This is a genomic window from Candidatus Eisenbacteria bacterium (assembly GCA_018831195.1).
Taxonomy (GTDB): Bacteria; Eisenbacteria; RBG-16-71-46; order CAIMUX01; family JAHJDP01; genus JAHJDP01.
In genome coordinates this window covers 159,991-176,609 of the sequence record JAHJDP010000012.1, presented here as the reverse complement: position 1 = coordinate 176,609, position 16,619 = coordinate 159,991, and the positions used below count along the sequence as shown (strand labels likewise).

15 protein-coding genes are annotated in these 16,619 nt (G+C 57.4%); 13 read left to right on the top strand and 2 right to left on the bottom strand.

What is annotated here, in order from left to right:
• Positions 1-35 precede the first annotated feature (35 nt).
• Positions 36-1,370, bottom strand: a complete 1,335-nt coding sequence (locus KJ970_02230) for a GGDEF domain-containing protein (GenBank protein MBU2689715.1) — start codon at positions 1,368-1,370, stop codon at positions 36-38.
• Positions 1,371-1,803: 433 nt separating this feature from the next.
• Between KJ970_02230 and KJ970_02225 the strand changes: the two genes are divergently transcribed.
• The 13 genes from KJ970_02225 (at position 1,804) to KJ970_02165 (ending at position 15,399) form a co-directional block, all read left to right on the top strand.
• A complete protein-coding gene (locus KJ970_02225; protein ID MBU2689714.1) occupies positions 1,804-2,157 on the top strand; it encodes a hypothetical protein in 354 nt (117 codons plus the stop codon).
• Positions 2,158-2,274: 117 nt separating this feature from the next.
• Complete coding sequence (locus KJ970_02220) at positions 2,275-5,301, top strand: sigma 54-interacting transcriptional regulator (protein ID MBU2689713.1); 3,027 nt, start codon at positions 2,275-2,277, stop codon at positions 5,299-5,301.
• A 122-nt stretch (positions 5,302-5,423) separates the two neighbouring features.
• A complete protein-coding gene (locus KJ970_02215; protein ID MBU2689712.1) occupies positions 5,424-5,888 on the top strand; it encodes a PTS sugar transporter subunit IIA in 465 nt (154 codons plus the stop codon).
• Positions 5,888-6,319 (top strand): VanZ family protein, encoded by a 432-nt coding sequence (locus tag KJ970_02210; protein ID MBU2689711.1) that lies wholly within the window; start codon positions 5,888-5,890, stop codon positions 6,317-6,319. Before KJ970_02215 ends, KJ970_02210 begins: the two co-directional genes overlap by 1 nt.
• On the top strand, positions 6,316-8,103 hold the full coding sequence (gene aspS / locus KJ970_02205; protein MBU2689710.1) for an aspartate--tRNA ligase: 1,788 nt from the start codon (positions 6,316-6,318) through the stop codon (positions 8,101-8,103). Before KJ970_02210 ends, aspS begins: the two co-directional genes overlap by 4 nt.
• Positions 8,104-8,186: 83 nt before the next feature.
• Positions 8,187-8,468: a hypothetical protein gene (locus tag KJ970_02200; protein MBU2689709.1), complete on the top strand. Its 282-nt coding sequence runs from the start codon at positions 8,187-8,189 to the stop codon at positions 8,466-8,468.
• Entirely contained in the window at positions 8,465-8,971 is a 507-nt protein-coding gene (locus tag KJ970_02195) for a LysM peptidoglycan-binding domain-containing protein (GenBank protein ID MBU2689708.1), read from the top strand. Before KJ970_02200 ends, KJ970_02195 begins: the two co-directional genes overlap by 4 nt.
• Complete coding sequence (locus KJ970_02190; GenBank protein ID MBU2689707.1) at positions 8,881-9,972, top strand: PhoH family protein; 1,092 nt, start codon at positions 8,881-8,883, stop codon at positions 9,970-9,972. Before KJ970_02195 ends, KJ970_02190 begins: the two co-directional genes overlap by 91 nt.
• Entirely contained in the window at positions 9,969-12,311 is a 2,343-nt protein-coding gene (locus tag KJ970_02185) for an HDIG domain-containing protein (protein MBU2689706.1), read from the top strand. The genes KJ970_02190 and KJ970_02185 overlap by 4 nt, the downstream gene beginning before the upstream one ends.
• Positions 12,301-12,840 (top strand): rRNA maturation RNase YbeY, encoded by a 540-nt coding sequence (gene ybeY, locus KJ970_02180; GenBank protein MBU2689705.1) that lies wholly within the window; start codon positions 12,301-12,303, stop codon positions 12,838-12,840. Before KJ970_02185 ends, ybeY begins: the two co-directional genes overlap by 11 nt.
• Complete coding sequence (locus tag KJ970_02175) at positions 12,841-13,593, top strand: CBS domain-containing protein (GenBank protein MBU2689704.1); 753 nt, start codon at positions 12,841-12,843, stop codon at positions 13,591-13,593.
• A complete protein-coding gene (locus KJ970_02170) occupies positions 13,590-14,714 on the top strand; it encodes a hemolysin family protein (protein ID MBU2689703.1) in 1,125 nt (374 codons plus the stop codon). Before KJ970_02175 ends, KJ970_02170 begins: the two co-directional genes overlap by 4 nt.
• Entirely contained in the window at positions 14,698-15,399 is a 702-nt protein-coding gene (locus KJ970_02165; GenBank protein ID MBU2689702.1) for a DUF502 domain-containing protein, read from the top strand. Before KJ970_02170 ends, KJ970_02165 begins: the two co-directional genes overlap by 17 nt.
• Here the strand turns inward: KJ970_02165 and aroF are convergent.
• Positions 15,347-16,432, bottom strand: coding sequence for a 3-deoxy-7-phosphoheptulonate synthase (gene aroF, locus KJ970_02160; protein MBU2689701.1), 1,086 nt, complete (start codon positions 16,430-16,432; stop codon positions 15,347-15,349). The two genes, KJ970_02165 and aroF, sit on opposite strands and share 53 nt — an antisense overlap.
• Positions 16,433-16,619 lie beyond the last annotated feature (187 nt).

Here is a 16,619-nt window from a genome sequence, read left to right as displayed (position 1 = left end):
ATCCGTCCCATGGCCTATCGCACCTCGGATTTAGATTAGGGGAAGATCCACCGGTTTTTTCCTGCGGTTTTGGCGTTTAGAAGATTGCGGTTGGCCGCTTTCCAGAGTTCCTCCAGCGATGACGCATCCCGGGGGCAGAGGGCTCCGCCGAGGCTGACCGACACGCTCGATTCCACCGTCACGCCATCCATGGTCACCATGGGAAAACGAAGCCCGGTGACGACCTCGCGAATACGGGCGGCGATCTGCGGCCCCTCATCGGGCGAGAAGGGGGCGGCGAGAAGGGCGGCGAACTCATCACCGCCGTAGCGGGCCAGCGTATCGGATGCTCTGAGCGAGGCCCGGAGTTTGAGGGCCACCTCCTGAAGAACGCGGTCGCCCCCGGCGTATCCGAAACGCGTGTTATAGCTTTTAAAATCGTCGATGTCGATAATGCAGAGGCCCATCACCTCGTTCTTTCGCAGGGCCAGGTGCATCTCCTTTTCCATCTGATCCTCAAAATAGGCGCGGTTGTAAATCCCGGTGAGGAGATCCCTGAAGACAAGCGCCTGAAGGCGGAAGCTGGCCGTCAGGCGGTATTGCATCACCCGACCGTACCGAAAAGCCCTGGCTCTCACTTCCGGGGGGAATCCACCGGGCTGCGGAGCATGCCACTCGACCGCCCCCAGCCAGGAGCGCTCCCGGGATCCAAGGCCCAGGATCAAGAGCGAACCCTCCGCTCGATCGGCCTCCTCACCAGCGGTGAGGCGGAGCAGGTCGGGGACATAGAGCATCTCGCCCGGTCTCCGTGAGGCTTCCTCGGCCAATTCCTGAATCACCGGATGGGGCTTCTGTTCCCTCAGGATGCCGGTCCATTCCTCCGGCACCTGGATCGGATGGAAGAGACACCGGGTGGCGCCCAGCAGTTCCTTGAGATCCGACTCCAGACGTGTTATCAGCTCCCGTGGATCCAGAAAGATCGAGATATCATCAGGGCTGAATCCACCCCAAAGCGCATCCCTGTCCTTGGCTGTTCCACGATCTTCCGAAGGAGGGGGGTAGATCCGGCGGACCAAGGGGGGTGGGAAATCAGAGAGATGATAAATCCGGTGATTCCACATATCTTCAAGCTGGCGGGTGCCGAGGGTTGCCGTGGGGAGTTCTTTGAGTTGTCCCCTCTCGATAAGGGACTCGATCAGATCGCGGGTGATGGACTCCAATCCGGCCGCCTCGGTCATGTCGAGGGCCTGACAGATCCGGTCGCGCTCCCCATCGGGGAGTTGAGGGATATCGAGGAGGTACCTCAATAAATCGCTATAGTTACCCTGCCGGCGCTTCAAAATGGAAACCACCTCGCCATCGATTGTCGAATTCTCGACCCTTCTCACCATCCTGGCGATCCGGGATTGATGCGGGAGACCTCACGGTTCCGGAAGCGGATGTCTCCACCTAGGCGATTCCCTACGCTCTGACTCTATTTTAGCACCAGATGCGGATAGGGCCAAACGCATCTCACCGTCGGAAGATTCGCCGTCGCCCCTTTTAAAAGTGGATACAAAGTACCCACTCATATCCATTGCCTCTCAAAGGGTTGGAGTTTTGTGTCGAAAATGGTATCGTAGGTAACAATAAATGGGGGGATTCAACGGGATGTGGACAAATCAGATTCAGGGAACCTGTCGTCTATCTGGTTTGTATACAATAAGATAATAGAATCTCTTCGCCTAGGTACGGGTTTTGTTTATACTTGTTGTAGCGCATGAGGGAAAGACCTCTCTGCAAGATCAATAAATCAAGAGGGTTGGATCCAGTTCCGAGGTTGATATGAAATACAGGAGATTTTGGATACTCGGTATCCTAGCGATCTTCATCAGCATGGCACTTCCGCTCCCCACCCAGGGATGGACGACGGAACTTCCCCATTCGAAGGAGGGAGGTTCGCCGGATATCTATCATGGGCCGGATGATCCGCAAGGGGATGGCGACGCGGATGATCTCTCCATCTATGCCACGCATTTGGGTCCCCGTATCGAGGTCGGCCCCTACGATGGTGGCGGATATGACCCGAAGGTCCCGTCCGATGGATTGCAGGAGAAGAGCAAGAAGGTTGGGAAGGATCTGCGGACCACGTTGCGGCTGATATTTGTGCAGACCCTTGCCCGACTCTGGATTCGCTAGGATGAATCGGCAAACAAAACAACTTAGGCCGCGAACCGGCGCTTGGTAGAAATAATGACAGACCACCCGGAAATGAATAAACCCATAGGATCCCATCGATCGGTTTCTCCAACCGACATGGAATCCCTTGTGTCCCGGGGAGATCTATTTTTTGAAGCCGGTGATTTGAGAGAGGCTGAAGCCTGTTTTGCCCAGGCTCTTGGAGTTTCCACAGAAGAGTCTTTCGAAGATCTTCAGCTCCGGATTGAAAAGCTCGGCCCCGTGGCTCTTCCCATCCTGCGGCGTTGGGCGCAGTCGCTCGATGGACAAGGGCAGTTCGCCCAGGCCTATCGCCTTCTGCTTCCGGCCATCCCTCATCTTGACGAGGCCGAGCCGCTGGAGGCGGTTCGATTCCAATTGGTCCACGGGAAGCTTCTCATGGCCATGGGCCGTTATGAAGAGGCCGGGCAGGAAGCCCTCGGCGGCGTCAATCGATTGGAGTTATTGGAAGCGGGAAAACCGGTTGTCGAAGAGGGATATCTATCGAACCTCCTGGGCGCCCGGGCTTTCCGTCAGGGTCAGATTCCCGAGGCCTCCCGCTGGTTCCGCCGCGCGCTCGATGTCTTCAAGAGAATGGGCCGCGTCAGGGATATGGCGCTGGCCTATAATAATCTGGGGCAGGTCTCCAAACGGCAGAGTGAATGGCAGCAAGCGGTCGAGTATTTCCAGGTCGCAAGAAATCTAGCGGCGACCGAGGGCGCGACACGGGATCGCATCGGCGCCCTCTTGAATCTGGCCTATATCAGATACCACCAAGGGCGGCTCAAGACGGCGCAATCCGATTTTGAACAGGCGGCTACCGAAGCCCTTCAGGCCGGGGACGCCATCCGGCAATACAGGGCGGTTCTAGGCGGCGCTCAAGTCGCCCGTTCCCGTGGAGATATTCCAGGGGCCATCCGGCGGATCCGTTCGCTCAGTGAGATTGGGTTGACCTCTGCTCTCCGGGAACAGCTTCTTGCGATTCTGGAAGAGGGATGGATTTTTCTCGCCGAAGATCAGGTCGAGCAAGTGAGCGGGGTTCTTCACCGGGTCAGTGAATTGATGGCGGGCGGTTCGGGATGGGGTGGCGATCTGATCGGAGAGCTTCGGAGGCTGGAAGCCTGGATGGAGCTTCAGACGGGAAGGCCATCCAAGGCCCAACAGCTTTTTGAAGAGGCCGCCGAGTTGTCGCGAACAGCCTTTGACCCCGTAGGCCAGGATGCGGCACGTCTCGGTTTGGGTGTGACCCTCCGCAAGCTTCAGAATCATCAGGCCTCTGAAGTCGAACTCCGGACATTGGCCGAACGCCTGCGGCAGCGCGGGGAGCGGTTGAGCTTGGGGAAAGCCCTGCTGGAGCTTGGACATTCGCAAAGTGCGGGGAATTCCTCAAAGGGCGATGCCCTGAAGTCCTATGAAGAATCGACCCGGATCTTCCAGGAGCTTGGTGTTCCCACTCTCGAGGCCGAATCCTGGCTGGCGCAAGGACATGCCTGCCTGGAAAACGGTGATCTGGAAGGGTCCCGGGTCCGCTTAAGCCTCGCCCGCGAGACAATGCCGTCGACCTCCGAAGAGGGATGGGTACGGCAAGAAAAAGATCTTTTAACAAGACTATCCAAGGCCTTTGAGTTGAGGGCGAATTCCGGTCATAGCGGCTTTGACGTTTTCCGGAAGATTGAATCAACCTTCGGCTGTTGCAATACCGAAGATGTCCTGGAATGCCTTCGGGATGTTCTGGGGGTGGTGCGTTCCGCGCTCGACGCCGATGCTGTCCTGTACGGTCTGCTAAGAGGCCAGAAGGTGGAGGTCTTTGCCTCCCGAGGGATGGCCCGTCTCGATGGGCGACGGACGCTGCCGCTGAAATCCCTCATACCCGACAAAGAGCTCTCCCCCGATCGAACACGGATCCTGGTTGGACAGGGCCTGGGCCTGAGGGAGGGTGAAAGCGGGGCCGAGGTCACACCATCTTCCGCACTGGCCGTTCCGGTCGATCTCGGAGATGGGATTCACCTTCTGTATGTGGAGCGATGGTCCGATTCCGGACGACCTCACTTCCAGCCGGGCGAGGGACATTATGCCTCCGCGCTGGCAATGGAACTATGCCGCGGCCTGTGCCGCCGTGGGTGGAGGCGCCAGCTTGGCCTGCCACCGAACCTGCATGAGATTTCCAGGAATATTTACCTGGCCGATATTATTACCCAAAACGCGAATATGTTCCGAATCCTCGAACTCATCAACCGGATCGCGCCGACCGATATGACCGTCCTCCTTCAAGGGGAGACCGGTACCGGAAAGAAACTTCTGGCCCAGGCGATTCATCGCGTCAGCCGCAGGAGCGAGAGCCCCTTTGTCACCGTCGACTGTGCGGCCCTGCCCGAGTCGCTGCTCGAAACCGAGTTGTTCGGGTATCGGAAAGGGGCTTTTACCGGGGCGACACAAGACCGTGAGGGTCTATTGGGAGAAGCCGACGGCGGTACGATCTTCCTCGATGAGATTGGGAAATCAGGGATTCAGGTACAACGCCGCTTCTTGCATCTCCTCGATTCCGGCGAAGTTCGTCCTGTCGGAGCAACAGGGTATCGCCGTCTCGATATTCGCATTGTCGCCGCCACCAGCTCGCCCGATCTGAGCCGGGAAGTCGCGGAAGGGCGTTTTCTCAAAGATCTTTACTACCGGATGAACGATATCACGATCTCTGTTCCTCCTCTCCGGGAACGAAAGGATGATATCTCCCTTCTGGCCGAGACCTTCGCGGAGATAGCGGCGGAGCGCATGGACAGGAAGAATCAGAGCCTTTCACCAAGCCTGCTGCAGGCGCTGGTCGCTCATGAATGGCCTGGCAATGTAAGAGAACTCGAGAAGGCGATCCGGCGGGCGGTCACCCTTGGCGAAGACCAGGCCAGCCTGACTCCTGACCTGTTGCCGGAAGAGATTACCGGTCCGAAGCGGCCCCGCATATCCCGTCAGCCTCTAAAAGACCAACTGGAAAGCGTGGAGCGCGACTTCATCCTTCAGGCCTTGGAGCAAACGGGCTGGAATAAGAGCCAAGCCGCCAAGATGTTGGGATTGAGCCGGAAAGGTTTGAGAAATAAGATCGAGCGTTACCATCTGGATCGCCGGCGTCGATAGATCCTTGACAATCAGTCATCCTCTGGTAGTCTGACGTCTTTAGTCCTGGAGGCCTGAAACGGCCCTGCCGGACTTTTTTTTGACACAGTTTCCCATCGACTAACTTCCTGGAAGTAAAAAACATGGTGCTTTCCGAGCTGCTCAGTTCAGAATCTATTGCCCTGGATGTCGCTGTCTCCACCAAAGAGGAGGCGATCCAGATCGCCGTCGATTATATGGTCGGAGCGGGAGTGGTGACGCATAAGAGTCAGGTGATCCGCGCCCTCATCGAGCGTGAACGCATCATGTCGACGGGCATTGGAAACGGTATCGCTATTCCACATTCTCAATCCCAAGCGGTCAAAAAACTCGCCCTGGGGATTCTTCGTCCGGTCACAGGAATTGATTTTGATGCTTTGGATGGCAAGCCGGTCCGCCTCGTTCTGACGATTGTCGGACCGGAGGAGAGGGGAGGCTTCATCCGGGTCCTGGCCAGGGTCTCGCGATTGCTTCAGGATGGCCATCTTCAAAAGAAGATCCTGAAGGCCAAGACGCCGCAGGAAGTCCTTTCCGCCATCTCTCAAGAAGAGGAAAAGCTCCGTTCGTGATGCCGCTCACCAGGTGGATTGAAAAACGATGGGTGCGATCTGTTCTACTCCTGGGATATCTGACGCTGATGTTTATTGTTTCCAGCCGGTCGGATGTATCGATGCCGGTTGGATTCCCGCATGCCGACAAAATCGCGCACCTCATCGAATACTCCATTTTGGGTTGGCTGGTGGCGGGGGTTTTGGATTACAAAGAGAGCTGGCGCCGGTGGAAACTGTATCTGATAGTGATAGGCGCGGTTCTTCTCTTTGGGTGCTTGGATGAGTTGAATCAGTCGCGGGTTCCTGGACGCGACTCGAGTCTATATGATCTCATGGCAGATCTGGCCGGTGCGATTGTCGGTTCTCTATTGTGGCGATGGACACGACAATTCGAAAGAAAGAAGGAGAAGGGAAGATGTCCCAACCCTCAACATCAGCGACAACAATGAGAAGCCACACATGTGGCGAATTGCGTCTCTCCCAGGCGGGGGAGCGGGTGTCCCTCACAGGCTGGGTCCATCGCTCCCGTGATCATGGCGGGGTTCTCTTTGTGGATTTGCGGGACCGATATGGACGGACTCAGGTCGTCGTTCATCCCGACGAAGCCCCCCCGGAGGTGACGGAGAAAGCCCGGACCCTCAGGCCGGAATTCGTGGCTCGTATTGAGGGCATGGTACGGGCCCGTCCGGATGGAATGATAAATCCCGATATGATCACCGGGCAGATAGAAGTCTATGCCACCTCGGTCGAGGTGTTGAATCCGTCGATCACGCCTCCCTTCCTTGTGGAGGATGCGGCCCTGGCCGGCGAGGATCTCAGGCTGCAGTACCGCTACATCGATCTGCGAAGGCCGGAGCTCCAGAAGGTCCTTGCGCTTCGCCACCGGGTGGCCCTCGCGACGCGGGAATTCCTGGATGCGCAGGATTTCCTCGAGGTGGAGACGCCGATGTTGGTCCGGCCCACACCGGAAGGAGCCAGGGATTACTTGGTGCCGAGCCGTGTTCATCCAGGCCGCTGCTATGCCCTTCCTCAATCGCCGCAGCTCTATAAACAGATCCTGATGGTCGCGGGTGTGGATCGTTATTTCCAATTGGCGCGGTGCCTGCGTGACGAGGACCTTCGCGCCGACCGGCAGCCGGAGCATACGCAGATTGACTTGGAAATGAGTTTTATCAATGAGGAGGATATCTTCAAACTCGTGGAGGGTTTGATGTCCCACCTCTTCAAAGAGGCGCTGGGTGTGGATCTCCCGACGCCTTTCCTAAAAATCGAATATGACGAGGTCATGGATCGATTCGGTACCGATAAGCCGGATTTGCGGATACCGGTCGAGATTAAAGATATTTCTGAAGCCGTCGCCCGCACCGAGTTCCGGATTTTCAAGGAGACGGTGCAAGAGGGGCGGGCGGTCCGCTGTCTCTGCGTCCCGGGTGGAGCGGACTATTCTCGAAAAGACATTCAAGGACTGGAAGAGCGGGCGAAGGCGGAAGGGGCACCCGGGTTGGCCTGGGCCCGGGTAAAAGAGGATGGTCTGGATGGGGGCATCTCCAAATTCCTTGAACCGGAGACGGCTCAATCCATCAGGATGACGACCGGAGCGGCGGTGGGGGATCTTCTTCTCTTCGCGGCCGACGAACCCCGTCAGGCCAGCCGTATCCTCGGTGGGGTTCGCAGCGCATTGGTGGATCGGCTCCTCGATCCCGATGCCCCGCCTTTTTATCCCCTATGGGTCACCCATTTCCCCCTCTTCGAAAAGGATGCGCAGACAGGGCGCTATATTCCATGTCACCATATATTTAGCATGCCTCTGGATCCCGATCCCCAAAAGTTCGCCGCCGATCCGCTGGCTATCCGCGCCCAACTCTATGATCTGGTCATAAACGGAACAGAACTCGCCTCAGGAAGCGTCCGAATTCACCGAAGAGAGATTCAGGAGGCTGTTATGGGGATCATCGGGCTGGACAGCGTGGAGATCGAACGGCGGTTTGGTTTCCTCCTGAAGGCCTTCGAGTTGGGCGCTCCGCCCCATGGGGGTGTCGCCATTGGTCTTGACCGGCTCGTCATGATTATGTCGGGCCGCACCTCAATCCGCGATACGATCGCCTTCCCAAAGACGACCAGCGCCGCGTCGCTGATGGATAAGGCGCCCGCGGAGCCGGATCCTCAAGATCTGGAGCAACTTCACATCCGCTTCCACTCGATCGCGGGAAAGGAAGAGGGAACCGAATCATGAGGTCGCGGTGAATCTTGACAGGTGCGCTTGACAATGGAGCGGATCGACCATCAGCATCAGACACTGGATTTAGGAGGAGGAGGATGACGTTGAGAAAAATGAGGGGGATGATTGCCGTCTTGATCTTGGGGTCACCGGCAATCTTCAGTGGCTGTGCCCATAAACCCTGTCCGATTATACCAGCCCAATTGGAGCTGGCCGAGGCCCGGTTGGAGACAGTTCGGAATGAACAGGATACCACGGGCGATGATATTGCGCGCTTGCAGCAGAACGTGGAGAGGCTGCAGAAGAGCATCTCCGATCTGGAAGAGGAAAAAGCCCTTCTCGAGCAATTGATCAGCGGTTCAGAGGAGGAAGAAGAATGATTTTCGGCCGAGTATTCTGTGGGGTGGTTTTCATCTGCGGTTTGCTGTCTCTGGCGGGGTGTGCGGGACAGCACTCGGTTGAGCTTCCGGATGTCGCCACCGGTGAGTATCTGACGGTTGCAGAGATGCAGGCCCTTTCGGCATCGGATCAAGACCTCTACTGTGAACTTCTGTCGGCCCGTCTCGAAGTCCTCCGGGCTGAACCGATTCGATTGCAACAGCGGGCTGACAGCTTGAAGATGGTGGCCGATTCACTCCGGGAAGAGGTGCTGGAGTTGAATAAGGTTTACCGGGGGCTCCAACCGGAAGTCCGCCGGCTTAGACTTGCCGAAAAGAAGGCCGCGACCTACGTGGTCCGAGACGGAGATACATTGACGAAAATATCCAGCCTGATCTACGGAACAGGAGCCAGATGGGAAGATATTTACGAAGCAAACAAGGACGTGCTGGCCAGTCCCACGGTGAGTCTCAAACCGGGGACGCGCCTGCGCATTCCGAAGTAGCCGGCGGCGACAGCGAATCCTCTCCATCTGAGGATCGAAAGTTGACCCTCTCCCTCAAGGGTCTGGACCATCTTGTACTTTTTGGGGAAAACGATTCAACACTTCGCTCCTTGGATCGGCGGTTCAATGTCCGCACCCACTCCCGGGATGGCCTTTTACACATGCAAGGTGACGCCGCCGCCCTGAGCTTGGCGCGTGTCGCCATGGAATATCTTATAGCGCAAGCCCGGCGGGAGAACGTCTTGACCCAGGAACATTTGGAATACGCTTTTTCCCTTGCTGAAGAGACGGCGGCCGGGGAGTCGGCGAATAGTCCTCAGTTCATTGTGCAAGGCCAGCGCAGAATCGTTCGCGCCCGCAGCGTCGGCCAATCCCGATACGTTGAAACAATGGAGCAGAACGATGTTGTCTTCGCCATCGGTCCGGCCGGTACCGGCAAGACTTACCTGGCGGTGGCTTTGGGTGTCCGGTATCTCAAAGAGAAGAAGATCGAGCGGATCGTGCTCGTCCGGCCCGCCGTTGAAGCCGGGGAAAAACTCGGGTTTCTGCCCGGTGATCTGCAGGAGAAGGTGGATCCGTATCTCAGGCCCCTCTATGACGCCCTGCATGACATTGTGAGTTTTGAACGACTCCAACGCTGGATTCAAACGCAGGTGGTGGAGATCGCGCCACTGGCTTATATGCGGGGGCGCACGCTTCACAGTGCGTTCATCATCCTGGATGAGGCTCAGAATACGACGCTGAATCAGATGAAGATGTTCCTGACGCGTCTGGGACCTGAATCAAAGGCCGTTGTGACCGGTGATGTGACCCAAATCGACCTGGCCGATGCGGATCAATCCGGCCTGGTCCTGATTCAAAATGTACTGAAAGATGTGAATGGAATTGGTTTTGTCTATCTTTCACAAAAGGATGTTGTGAGACACCGCCTTGTGAAGGATATCATAATGGCCTTTGACCGCTATGGAGAAGACGCCGCGGGCTCGGGAGCTTCGAAATGACGGAGCCGGTTTCACGCCGGAATCGCATCTGGCGCCGGATGAACGCAAGTTTTGACGGCCACCCTTTGTTATACCGCCTTGGTCTATTGTTTCTTTTACTGCTCTGTGGAATGACGCTTTTCCCGCGGGAGGGTGCGTATCGTCCGACCCCCTATCGGCCGGGGACGATTCAACCCCGTGCGGTGATCGCCGCCTTTGATTTCCCGATTAATAAAGAACCCGAGGTCCTCCTCAGTGAGCAGAATGAGGCGGCGAACCGGATCCCTCCGATTCTTATCCTCGAGGATTCCGTGCGAGTCACCTTTGATGAAAGTTTTCAATCCTTCGCCAGGGTCGTTTCAGATCTTAGACAGGGCCGTTATCGCGAAGACAGGCCCCTTTCCGGGGATGATCCAGCCAGCCGATTGTCTCAAAGAGTTGTTCTTTCCCTCTTGGGATCGACGACCGGGCCTTCGCTTCTTCAAGAAGCCCGCAAGCGGCTGGATCATTATTTTGCCGAAGGGATCGTTGATAGCATAACCGAGGCCTACATCCAGGGGTATAGCCGCGTCTCTCTCCGGGGGGAGAACGGGGAATGGGTCGGCCCGCCCACCCGCTTTTTCGGTCCCCGGCGAATCCGCAACGAAATCCTGGGCGCCACCGACATCCCTGCCGGTATGGATCGGTCTATTTTAACGGAAATTGTGCTGGCCTACAGCGAACCCAACGCTCTATTCGATGAAGAATCGACACGGGGGAGACGGCTGCTCGCACGGGAGTCTATTCCGACATCCATTGGAATGGTTCTCAAAGGCGAAAAGATTATCGGTGCGCATGAGAGAATCACAACCGAACATTTAAGAAAACTGGAATCTTATGAGTATTGGAAACAGCAGCGGATGGGGCATCCGATGTTTGGAGAACGGCTGCGCGCTTGGCTCGGCCGGTGTCTGCTGCTGATATTGCTCTTGATGGGGCTCGGGCTCTATCTCTCTGTTTACCAGAGCGATGTATTCCGGGCGCGACGCGAGATCACGGTGGTGGCCGCGCTCTTCGGGATTTTCCTGATACTCTCCGGTATTATCTTGAACGTTCTTAACTGGCCCGCTCTGCTTTCACCTCTCAGCGCCGCCGCTGTCATCATCGCCTTGGTCTTTGAGCCGCGTCTGGGGCTGACGGTGGCCTGTTTCCTCGTGGCGGCGGTGGGATTATCGGCCGATCTGGGATTAGGCTATCTCATCATTGCCGCGGCCGGCGTATCGGCGGCCGTGTTAAGCGTGCGCTCACTCAGGGAGCGCAAGGAGTTCTATCGCTTTGTACTTTATGTTTCCGCCGCGCACCTGTTGGCTCTCGTGGCTACGAATTTCTCCCAGTCTTCACCTTGGGAAGGCCTGATTTCCGAAGGGATATGGGCTATTGCCAACCCTCTGATCTCGGTAGCCCTTGCCCTGTTCACCATCCCCCTGATTGAAGCGCTCTCGGGGCGTTGCACCGATATGACGCTGTTGGAACTCCAAGATTTAAACCGGCCTCTAATGAAACGTCTCATGTTGGAGGCGCCTGGAACCTATCACCACAGTCTCATGGTAGGAGCCTTGGCGGAGGCGGCCGTGCATGCTATCGGGGCGAATCCCCTCTTGGCGCGGATCATCGCCTACTATCATGACATCGGTAAACTCTCCAAACCCGACTATTTCATCGAGAACCTCTCTGCGGGGCAGAAGAATCCGCACGACAGGCTGGCCCCGACGATGAGCCGCCTCATTCTTGAAACCCATGTGCGCGAGGGTGTTCAATTGGCCCGCTCGGAGAAGCTGCCGGGAGTTGTACAAAAAGGGATCCGGGAACACCACGGCAAGACAATGATGCGGTATTTCTTTCACAAAGCGCAGAAGCGCCAAGCCGATGTTTCCGATGAGGAATACCGCTATCCCGGCCCCCGGCCTTCATTTCCCGAATCGGCGATCATCCTGCTGGCGGATGAGGTCGATGCGGCGTCCCGATCCCTGGAAGACCCCACCCCGAGCCGTATTAGAGGCCTGGTTCAGAGGATCATTCATGAGAGGGCGCAGGAAGGCGAATTGGACGACAGCCGTCTGAGCCTCTATGATCTGGCCCGGATCCGTGAGTCGTTTGTACCGATCCTCGCGGCGCTCTTTCATGGGCGGATCGCTTATCCCGGCCTAGCGCCCGTTCGTACGGAGCGTGTGGGAGGCGAAGGAGAGAAATCCCCGGAGCTCAGTCCGCCCCTCAATGAAATGCCGGAATCGCAGCATTCGGGGGAGAGTCCGGATCTTCCGGATCCAATGACGCCGGGCGGCGCGCCCGAAAAAACCCAGGAGGGAATCGGTGACTCCTGAGGAACCGCCTTCTGCGCCCAGCAGCAGGCCCTCTATCCGGATCATAAACCGACAGCGGCTGGCTCCTTCCGGGCGAAGACGCCTCGCACCCATCCTCGTCCGGATTTTGGCGGATCATGGGGTTCCCACCGGGCTCTCGATTGATATCAGCCTTGTCAGGGACCCGGTGATCCATCCCCTCAACCGGACCTATAGAAAAATTGATCAACCGACGGACGTTCTCGCCTTTCCCTACATTGACCCGCAGGAATGGAGCGGCGAGCGTCCGCTCCTCCGTTCAGATTCCCCTTTGACACCGGCCGAGGAACCCTTGATCGGAGAGATCCTGATCTCCACCGATCAGGCCCTCAAACAATCTGAGTCACTGAAGAAGGAGATAGAAGAGGTTATTGCCCATCTGGCGATTCACGGCGTTTTACATTTATTAGGATATGATCATGATCGGCCGGAGACGCAGCGAGAGATGCGGCGGATGGAACGCCGTTATCTCGGACTCTGGAATAGGCCAGGGGAGGGGGATTCTAAATAAATGTCTGTCTCTCCGGCTCTATTCGGTACGATGCTTTCGTTCGCCGTTCCCTTCCTTGCGGTTCTGTCGCTCGAGTGGTGGGGCGGCCGGCGTCCCTTCCGGGCGGGAACCAGTTGGGCCCTCGTCTGGTCTCTTATGACAGGCGGCATCGCCGTCGCGACCCTGCTCCCCGATGTTGTGGGGCCCGTCCCCGCGATCCTTATATCCCCGATCCTCATCCTCTTCGCCTTGGTTGTGGGATGGATTAGGAGCCGTCCGCCGGGCGAAAAAGAATGTGATCCCGGCACGGAGCCGGAACTGGAACCCGCCGACCAGGAATTGTTCAATCGTGTCCTGACGCTCAGATCCACTCCGGCCGGCAAAATTATGACGCCCGCGGAAAAGATTGTTTATTGCCGCTCGAGCGCGACGGTTGAGGATCTCAGAACAGTCATCCAGCGTTCGGGATATTCGCGAATCCCGATCATGGATTCGATGAAGGGACCTGTCAGGGGTTTTGTACAAGCGAAGGATCTGGCCGCATCACTTCATAATGAAGGTTCAGTGAAGAGGGCGGTTGAATTCAGCAAAGATATCATTAGGGTGGGTCCCAGGGAGCCTGTGTCGCGTCTGCTCGATGCCTTCCGTCAGAGACGGATCCATCTCGCCCTCGTTGCCGACGGCCGCGGTCGTCCCATGGGAATGGTCACATTAGGCGATATCTATCGCCACCTGCTTGGCGTCAAAACCAAGCCCCCGAGGCCGGCGTCATGATAAATCTGCTGATCTTCGCCGGATCTCTTTTCTGGGGTGTCTGGGTTCTCTTTGAAGCCTGGAAGGGCCAGACTCAGCGAATCTTGATCCTCGGCGGCATGGGATCCCTGGGGATAACCATCCTGGGATCGGTCTTCCGGGTGGCGCCGATGGGCGCTCTCCCCGGCCCCGGCTGGCTGATCCTCTGGGTCCCCTCTTTTCTGGGATTTCTCGCCGGCCGCCGTCTGGACGGCCGGAGGGTCTACCCGAAGCGGTTGGACTGGGTGGAAGGTCCAGTAGAAGCCGCCGCCGCCGTTTTCGGTTTGTTGGCGGGTTTTATAGGGAAACGGCGCCACGGCCGGCCTGAAGCCAAAGAGACGCGGGGTCATGCCCATCAGGAAGCTCTCGAGCAGGTTCTCGATCTGGGCAGCCGCAGTGTTGATGAGGTCATGATCAGCCGGTCTGAAATGGATCCCCTTAATGCCGACGATGAAGTCCGTCACTGGATTCGGTTCACGATCGAGAAACGATGGAGCCGCTTTCCCGTCTATCGCGAGCACCTCGATCAGATTATTGGTTTGGTGACGATCCGGGAATTGCTCTCCACGCGGTCTCTCACCGACAAGATTGGGGCGTATGCCCTGCCCGTTCCCTTTGTTCCGGAAACAATGAAGTGCGATGATCTCTTGCGGCAGCTCTGGAAGACGGGGGAACATATCGCCATCGCGGTGGATGAATATGGGGGCGTCGCCGGTCTTGTAACGCGGGAAGATCTCCTCGAAATTCTAGTGGGGGATTTGTTGGAAGAACCGGAATCCCAGGGAGCCAAGATGACCCGTGTCGACCGCCGGACCTGGCTTGCCGACGGCGCTTTTAGGACGGAAGATTTTGATGAGCGGTTTTCAGTCGAGTTGCCGGATGGTGAATATGAAACCCTCGCCGGCCTCTTTCTGGAGCGATTGGGACGGATACCGCAGGTCGGTGAACGTCTGGAGATCCATGGCATCGAGATGGTTGTCGCCTCCAGAGATGAAAGGCGAATCCAGACCATCAAAATAAGATTTCTTGCGATGCCCCCGGGCCGGAAGGAAGGATCCCGGGAATCCAAGTTAAAAGAGGATCTGCATGATGGGCAAATCTGATGGGAGCGGACCCCTTTCATTCGGCAAGACCCTGCGCCGCCACTTTATTACCGGCATCCTTGTTCTGACCCCCACCGCCGTCACCTTTTGGGCCCTCTACAAACTCTTTATCATTCTTGATTCTCTTCTGGGGGATTTTCTACGGGGGGAATATATCCGTCCCGAGGGAATCCCCGGGATGGGCTTTGTCGCGCTCATTCTCCTCATTCTTCTCGTCGGTCTGCTGACCAATAATTTTTTGGGAAGACGTCTGCTGGCTCTATGGGAGCGGATGATCGGGGCGATTCCCTTGATCAACCGGGTTTACCTGGCGGTCAAACAGATCAGTGAAGCGATTCTGGCGAATCGTGAAACCCAATTCCGCCGGGTTGTTCTTGTCGAATACCCGCGCCGCGGCATCCACAGCCTGGCCTTTGTCGTTCGGCCTCCCGCCGGCGTTGTCGGACGGACATTGGGGAAAGGACAAGTCGCCCTCTTTCTTCCAACAACCCCGAATCCAACGTCGGGATTCTTTCTCATTGTTCCGGAAACGGATGTGATCCCCTTGGATCTGACTGTAGAGGAAGGATTAAAACTGGTGATTTCCGCGGGCACGGTCATGCCGGGTGAAGACCTCTCCGGCAACCTCTCCGCTAAAGCGCCGGTATCTGATCCCGACCCGTCCGAACCCCGCTCAGACGCCTGACTTCAACAATCAGATCGGTCAATTCATCCGGCGTGATGCTCTGGCGCCCATCTGAGATCGCTTGCCTTGGGCTCTCATGTGTCTCGATAAGAAGACCGTCGGCCCCCGCGGCGACGGCGGCCAGCGATAAGGGAGAGATGAGGGAATGATCCCCCGTCGCGTGGCTCGGGTCGAAAATGACGGGAAGATGCGATTCCCGCTTCAAGATCGGGATCGCGGCGATGTCGGATGTGTAGCGCTGATACTGCTGATTCTCAAAGGTCCGAATCCCCCGGACGCAGAGAAGGGTCAGCGGATTTCCGTGGAGCGCGAGATATTCGGCTGCGAGCAGAAACTCCTCGAGGGTCGCCGATTCCCCCCGCTTGAGAAGAACCGGCATCTTCAAGGGGCCGGTGCGCCGGGCGATCTCTTCAAGCAGCCCGTACGATTTCATATTCCGCATCCCCACCTGAAGGATATCGGCCATCTCTATGACCGCATCGACCGGGGTCGCTTCTTCCAACGCCCCGGCCGGTGTTCGGTGGTGATGCAGGCCGGTCGCCTCGCTGATAATGGGGAGGCCGGTCTCGCGGCTCGCTTCGGCAAGAAAGAGCAATCCCTCACGTCCCAGCCCCTGGAAGGAGTAGGGTGATTTGCGGGGTTTATAGGCTCCACCGCGGAGGGCATGGGCCCCCGCCTTTTGGATCCGTCGCGCCAGGGAGAGGAGCGAGGGCCGGTCCTCAACGGAGCAAGGCCCCGCCATGATCACGACCTCGGGCCCTCCAAATGTAATCGAGCCGACCCGAATTGTGAGACCCTCGGGCCGCTGCTCCCGGCTGACCCGCTTGTAGGGGCGGGAGACTCGGATGACTTCTTCCACCCACTCCAACTCGGTGAAGAGACCCGGATCGATGGGGCTCGTATCACCCACGAGGCCGATAAGGGTTCGCTCGATCCCCCGGCTGACATCCGCCCGCAATCCCAGGGAAATGATGCGGTTCTCCAAAAGACGGATTTGCTCATTGGTGACGGATTTGACGAGGCGTAGAATCATGAGTTCTCCTGGATTCCTCCGGCCGGTTCCGGTAGCTTCGATTTGCCGATGGCCGGATCTTCGACCAGATCCTCGGCCGGGATGACGGGGTCACTCCAGCCCATTCTATCCGTCCACAGCCTTTTAGGGCAATGCCGTCTGGAGGGAAACGATCCCGGAGGTTATGATAGAAAAACCGGGGTGAAAG

Bases quoted from the DNA above. Each gene is read 5' to 3' on its own strand.
- KJ970_02230 (MBU2689715.1), bottom strand. From the start codon at position 1,370: ATGGTGAGAAGGGTCGAGAATTCGACAATCGATGGCGAGGTGGTTTCC.
- KJ970_02225 (MBU2689714.1), top strand. From the start codon at position 1,804: ATGAAATACAGGAGATTTTGGATACTCGGTATCCTAGCGATCTTCATC.
- KJ970_02220 (MBU2689713.1), top strand. From the start codon at position 2,275: ATGGAATCCCTTGTGTCCCGGGGAGATCTATTTTTTGAAGCCGGTGAT.
- KJ970_02215 (MBU2689712.1), top strand. From the start codon at position 5,424: ATGGTGCTTTCCGAGCTGCTCAGTTCAGAATCTATTGCCCTGGATGTC.
- KJ970_02210 (MBU2689711.1), top strand. From the start codon at position 5,888: ATGCCGCTCACCAGGTGGATTGAAAAACGATGGGTGCGATCTGTTCTA.
- aspS (MBU2689710.1), top strand. From the start codon at position 6,316: ATGAGAAGCCACACATGTGGCGAATTGCGTCTCTCCCAGGCGGGGGAG.
- KJ970_02200 (MBU2689709.1), top strand. From the start codon at position 8,187: ATGACGTTGAGAAAAATGAGGGGGATGATTGCCGTCTTGATCTTGGGG.
- KJ970_02195 (MBU2689708.1), top strand. From the start codon at position 8,465: ATGATTTTCGGCCGAGTATTCTGTGGGGTGGTTTTCATCTGCGGTTTG.
- KJ970_02190 (MBU2689707.1), top strand. From the start codon at position 8,881: ATGGGAAGATATTTACGAAGCAAACAAGGACGTGCTGGCCAGTCCCAC.
- KJ970_02185 (MBU2689706.1), top strand. From the start codon at position 9,969: ATGACGGAGCCGGTTTCACGCCGGAATCGCATCTGGCGCCGGATGAAC.
- KJ970_02175 (MBU2689704.1), top strand. From the start codon at position 12,841: ATGTCTGTCTCTCCGGCTCTATTCGGTACGATGCTTTCGTTCGCCGTT.
- KJ970_02170 (MBU2689703.1), top strand. From the start codon at position 13,590: ATGATAAATCTGCTGATCTTCGCCGGATCTCTTTTCTGGGGTGTCTGG.
- KJ970_02165 (MBU2689702.1), top strand. From the start codon at position 14,698: ATGATGGGCAAATCTGATGGGAGCGGACCCCTTTCATTCGGCAAGACC.
- aroF (MBU2689701.1), bottom strand. From the start codon at position 16,432: ATGATTCTACGCCTCGTCAAATCCGTCACCAATGAGCAAATCCGTCTT.